General features: G+C 46.2%; 3 rRNA genes (2 of these 3 running past the window's edge). All 3 read left to right on the top strand.

From position 1 onward, the window contains the following. Positions 1-1,290, top strand: a 23S ribosomal RNA gene (locus tag ABQ275_RS20760); it begins 1,596 nt to the left of the window's first position. Positions 1,291-1,455: 165 nt separating this feature from the next. Then, positions 1,456-1,567, top strand: a 5S ribosomal RNA gene (rrf, locus tag ABQ275_RS20755). Positions 1,568-2,168: 601 nt separating this feature from the next. Continuing rightward, a 23S ribosomal RNA gene (locus tag ABQ275_RS20750) occupies positions 2,169-5,000 on the top strand (it continues 54 nt past the right edge of the window).

Raw genomic sequence — 5,000 nt, 5'->3', positions numbered from 1 at the left:
TCAGACTTCCAAGAAAAACTTCTAAGGTTCGTTTATAGCAGCCCGTACCGTAAACCGACACAGGTAGTCGAGAAGAGTATTCTCAGGCGCTCGAGTGATCCGTGGTAAAGGAACTAGGCAAATTGACGCTGTAACTTCGGGATAAGGCGTGCCGCAGTAATGCGGCCTCAGTAAAATGGTACAACCAACTGTTTAACAAAAACACAGGGCCCTGCAAAATCGCAAGATGACGTATAGAGCCTGATACCTGCCCGGTGCTGGAAGGTTAAGGAAGGATGTTCGGAGTAATCCAAAGCTTCTGACTGAAGCCCCAGTAAACGGCGGCCGTAACTATAACGGTCCTAAGGTAGCGAAATTCCTTGTCGGGTAAGTTCCGACCTGCACGAATGGTCTAATGAGTTGTACACTGTCTCTACCACGAGCTCGGTGAAATTGTAGTATCGGTGAAGATGCCGGTTAATCGCAACGGGACGGAAAGACCCCGTGAACCTTCACTACAACTTAACATTGATTTTGAATGCCAGATGTGTAGGATAGTTGGGAGACTGTGAAGCAGCTTCGCCAGGAGTTGTGGAGTCATCGTTGAAATACCAACCTTCTGTTATTTAGAGTCTAATCCTGTAAGGGAGACATTGTTTGGTGGGTAGTTTGACTGGGGTGGTCGCCTCCTAAAAGGTAACGGAGGCTCGCAAAGGTACCCTCAGTACGGTTGGTAATCGTACGCAGAGCGCATTAGTATAAGGGTGCTTGACTGTGAGGCAAACAAGCCGAGCAGGAGCGAAAGCTGGCTAAAGTGATCCGGTGGTTCTGTATGGAAGGGCCATCGCTCAAAGGATAAAAGGTACTCCGGGGATAACAGGCTGATCTCACCCAAGAGCTCATATCGACGGTGAGGTTTGGCACCTCGATGTCGGTTCGTCACATCCTGGGGCTGGAGAAGGTCCCAAGGGTTCGGCTGTTCGCCGATTAAAGTGGCACGTGAACTGGGTTCAGAACGTCGCAAGACAGTTCGGTCCCTATCTGTTGTGATCGTTAGTAAATTGAGAGGACATGACCTTAGTACGAGAGGACCGGGTCGTACGTACCGCTGGTGTATCTGTTGTGCCGCCAGGTGCAGTGCAGAGTAGCTATGTACGGACAGGATAAACGCTGAAAGCATCTAAGCGTGAAACCTGCTTCAAGATGAGTTTACTTTTAAGGGCCGTCGGAGACTACGACGTTGATAGGTTACAGGTGTAAGGGTGGTAACATCGCAGCCGAGTAATACTAATTGCCCGTAAGCTTTAATTTTTTTCTTTTATTACTTGCTGGCAACAGCAGTCTGTATATGACTTTCCCAATATGTTATTTTATTTATTGCCGAAGTACACGTGGCTGCAAAGTAACGGACTCAGATAGGTATAGTAAACTGATCTAACAGATCTAGTGACACTATAGCTACGGCAATCAAGTTCTTATGGTGGTTATGCCGAGGGTGTTCACCTCTTCCCATTCCGAACAGAGAAGTTAAGCCCCTCATGGCCGATGGTACTGCAATATCATGCGGGAGAGTAGGTAGCTGCCATATTTATTAAAAAAGGTCCTGGTGACAAGCCAGGACCTTTTTCTTTCTCTAAGCCAATAGCTGATAATAGAGAAGATCTTCACAGATTACCTCCTGATAGTATACATACTATACCGATCCGTTACAATGGATTCAGATTGAAATAATACTTGAAATAATATTAGCAATAAGTTGAAATAATTTTTGCTGCGAATGGATAAAGGTTATATCTTTGCCATCCGCTTCAAAAAAGTGTATGCTCTTTGTAAAGTTGAGGGTTAATAATCGAGGTATGAAAATGCGCTTTCCCAATAGTTAAGACATTAATACTGAGATCATTAAAGATGTAAAAAAACTTCAAAAAAGTTTTGGAGATAATAAAAAGGATCATTACCTTTGCAACCCCAACGCAAACGATGGGAATTACACATACCAAAGTTCTTCTAAAAATAACAACAAGATGTTTGGCAAAAGAGCCACAGAGATCGGATCTCACACATCGACAATAATCACAAGACGATTATCTGGTTAATTTATTAACCAGTTAATTAGTGATTCAAGTTCTTTGACATATTGGGAAATGCAAGTTGTATACAGATATAGTAGTATCTGAATACTTAAATTTTTTAAAGCGAATAAGAGCGCATGGTGGATGCCTAGGATCTAAGAGGCGAAGAAGGACGTGGTAAGCTGCGATAAGCTACGGGGAGATGCAAACGATCGTTACATCCGTAGATTTCCGAATGGGACAACCCAGTACACTGAAGGTGTATTACTCAGCAATGAGAGCCAACGCAGGGAACTGAAACATCTAAGTACCTGTAGGAAAAGAAAATAAATAATGATTCCCTAAGTAGTGGCGAGCGAACGGGGAAGAGCCCAAACCGGATCGAAGCAATTCTATCCGGGGTTGTAGGACTACATTTAGAAAGTCAGATCAAGTTGAATCATCTGGAAAGATGAGCCGTAGCAGGTGATAGCCCTGTAGGCATAAATTCTGATGGACGCGTAGTATCCTGAGTAGTGCGGGACCGGAGAAATCCTGTATGAAACTGCCAGCACCATCTGGTAAGGCTAAATACTCCTTAGATACCGATAGTGAACCAGTACCGTAAGGGAAAGGTGAAAAGTACTCCGAACAGGAGAGTGAAATAGTTCCTGAAACCGTGCGCTTACAAGCGGTCGGAGCTCAGCAATGAGTGACGGCGTGCCTTTTGCATAATGAGCCTACGAGTTACTTCTCACTGGCGAGGTTAAGGTCTTCAGTACCGGAGCCGTAGCGAAAGCGAGTTCTAACAGAGCGATATAGTCAGTGGGAGTAGACGCGAAACTTTGTGATCTATCCATGGGCAGGATGAAGGTTAGGTAAAACTAACTGGAGGTCCGAACCCATTAGCGTTGAAAAGCTATGGGATGACCTGTGGATAGGGGTGAAAGGCCAATCAAACTGAGAGATAGCTCGTTCTCCCCGAAATGTTTTTAGGAACAGCCTTGGATATAGACGTGTTATAGAGGTAGAGCTACTAATTGGGCTAGGGGGCTTCACCGCCTACCAAACCCTAATAAACTCCGAATGCTATAACATAATCTCCAGGAGTGAGGCTGTGGGCGCTAAGGTCCATGGCCGAGAGGGAAATAACCCAGACTAACAGCTAAGGTCCCTAATGATACGTTAAGTTGATCAAACGCGGTTCAAATCCTACAACAGCCAGGATGTTGGCTTGGAAGCAGCCATTCATTTAAAGAGTGCGTAACAGCTCACTGGTCGAGGGTTTGGGCACGGAAAATAATCGGGCATCAAACGTATAACCGAAGCTTTAGGCCTGATACGTAAGTATCAGACGGTAGGGGAGCATTCTAAACTGCATCGAAGGTGTGTTGCGAAACATGCTGGAGCGTTTAGAAAAGAAAATGTAGGCATAAGTAACGATAAATAAGATGAAAAATCTTATCGCCGTAAGACTAAGGGTTCCTGATCAACGCTAATCGGATCAGGGTTAGTCGGGTCCTTAGGCAAAGCCGAAAGGCGTAGCTGATGGCAAACTGGTGAATATTCCAGTACCTGCTATAAATTCGATGGAGTAACGGAGTAGTGAAAGGATCGCGCACTTACGGAATAGTGCGTTAAAGGGCGTAGGTATATTGTTGGTAGGTAAATCCGCCGATGATGCTGAAACCTGATAGTACAGCAAAGCTTCGGCTGCGCTGATAGTATCCCTAATCAGACTTCCAAGAAAAACTTCTAAGGTTCGTTTATAGCAGCCCGTACCGTAAACCGACACAGGTAGTCGAGAAGAGTATTCTCAGGCGCTCGAGTGATCCGTGGTAAAGGAACTAGGCAAATTGACGCTGTAACTTCGGGATAAGGCGTGCCGCAGTAATGCGGCCTCAGTAAAATGGTACAACCAACTGTTTAACAAAAACACAGGGCCCTGCAAAATCGCAAGATGACGTATAGAGCCTGATACCTGCCCGGTGCTGGAAGGTTAAGGAAGGATGTTCGGAGTAATCCAAAGCTTCTGACTGAAGCCCCAGTAAACGGCGGCCGTAACTATAACGGTCCTAAGGTAGCGAAATTCCTTGTCGGGTAAGTTCCGACCTGCACGAATGGTCTAATGAGTTGTACACTGTCTCTACCACGAGCTCGGTGAAATTGTAGTATCGGTGAAGATGCCGGTTAATCGCAACGGGACGGAAAGACCCCGTGAACCTTCACTACAACTTAACATTGATTTTGAATGCCAGATGTGTAGGATAGTTGGGAGACTGTGAAGCAGCTTCGCCAGGAGTTGTGGAGTCATCGTTGAAATACCAACCTTCTGTTATTTAGAGTCTAATCCTGTAAGGGAGACATTGTTTGGTGGGTAGTTTGACTGGGGTGGTCGCCTCCTAAAAGGTAACGGAGGCTCGCAAAGGTACCCTCAGTACGGTTGGTAATCGTACGCAGAGCGCATTAGTATAAGGGTGCTTGACTGTGAGGCAAACAAGCCGAGCAGGAGCGAAAGCTGGCTAAAGTGATCCGGTGGTTCTGTATGGAAGGGCCATCGCTCAAAGGATAAAAGGTACTCCGGGGATAACAGGCTGATCTCACCCAAGAGCTCATATCGACGGTGAGGTTTGGCACCTCGATGTCGGTTCGTCACATCCTGGGGCTGGAGAAGGTCCCAAGGGTTCGGCTGTTCGCCGATTAAAGTGGCACGTGAACTGGGTTCAGAACGTCGCAAGACAGTTCGGTCCCTATCTGTTGTGATCGTTAGTAAATTGAGAGGACATGACCTTAGTACGAGAGGACCGGGTCGTACGTACCGCTGGTGTATCTGTTGTGCCGCCAGGTGCAGTGCAGAGTAGCTATGTACGGACAGGATAAACGCTGAAAGCATCTAAGCGTGAAACCTGCTTCAAGATGAGTTTACTTTTAAGGGCCGTCGGAGACTACGACGTTGATAGGTTACAGGTG

Origin of the sequence: Chitinophaga sp. MM2321, assembly GCF_964033635.1 — a bacterium.
Classification (GTDB): Bacteria; Bacteroidota; Bacteroidia; order Chitinophagales; family Chitinophagaceae; genus Chitinophaga.
The sequence above is the reverse complement of the archived record's forward strand: the minus strand, read 5'-3'. Positions and strand labels throughout refer to the sequence as shown.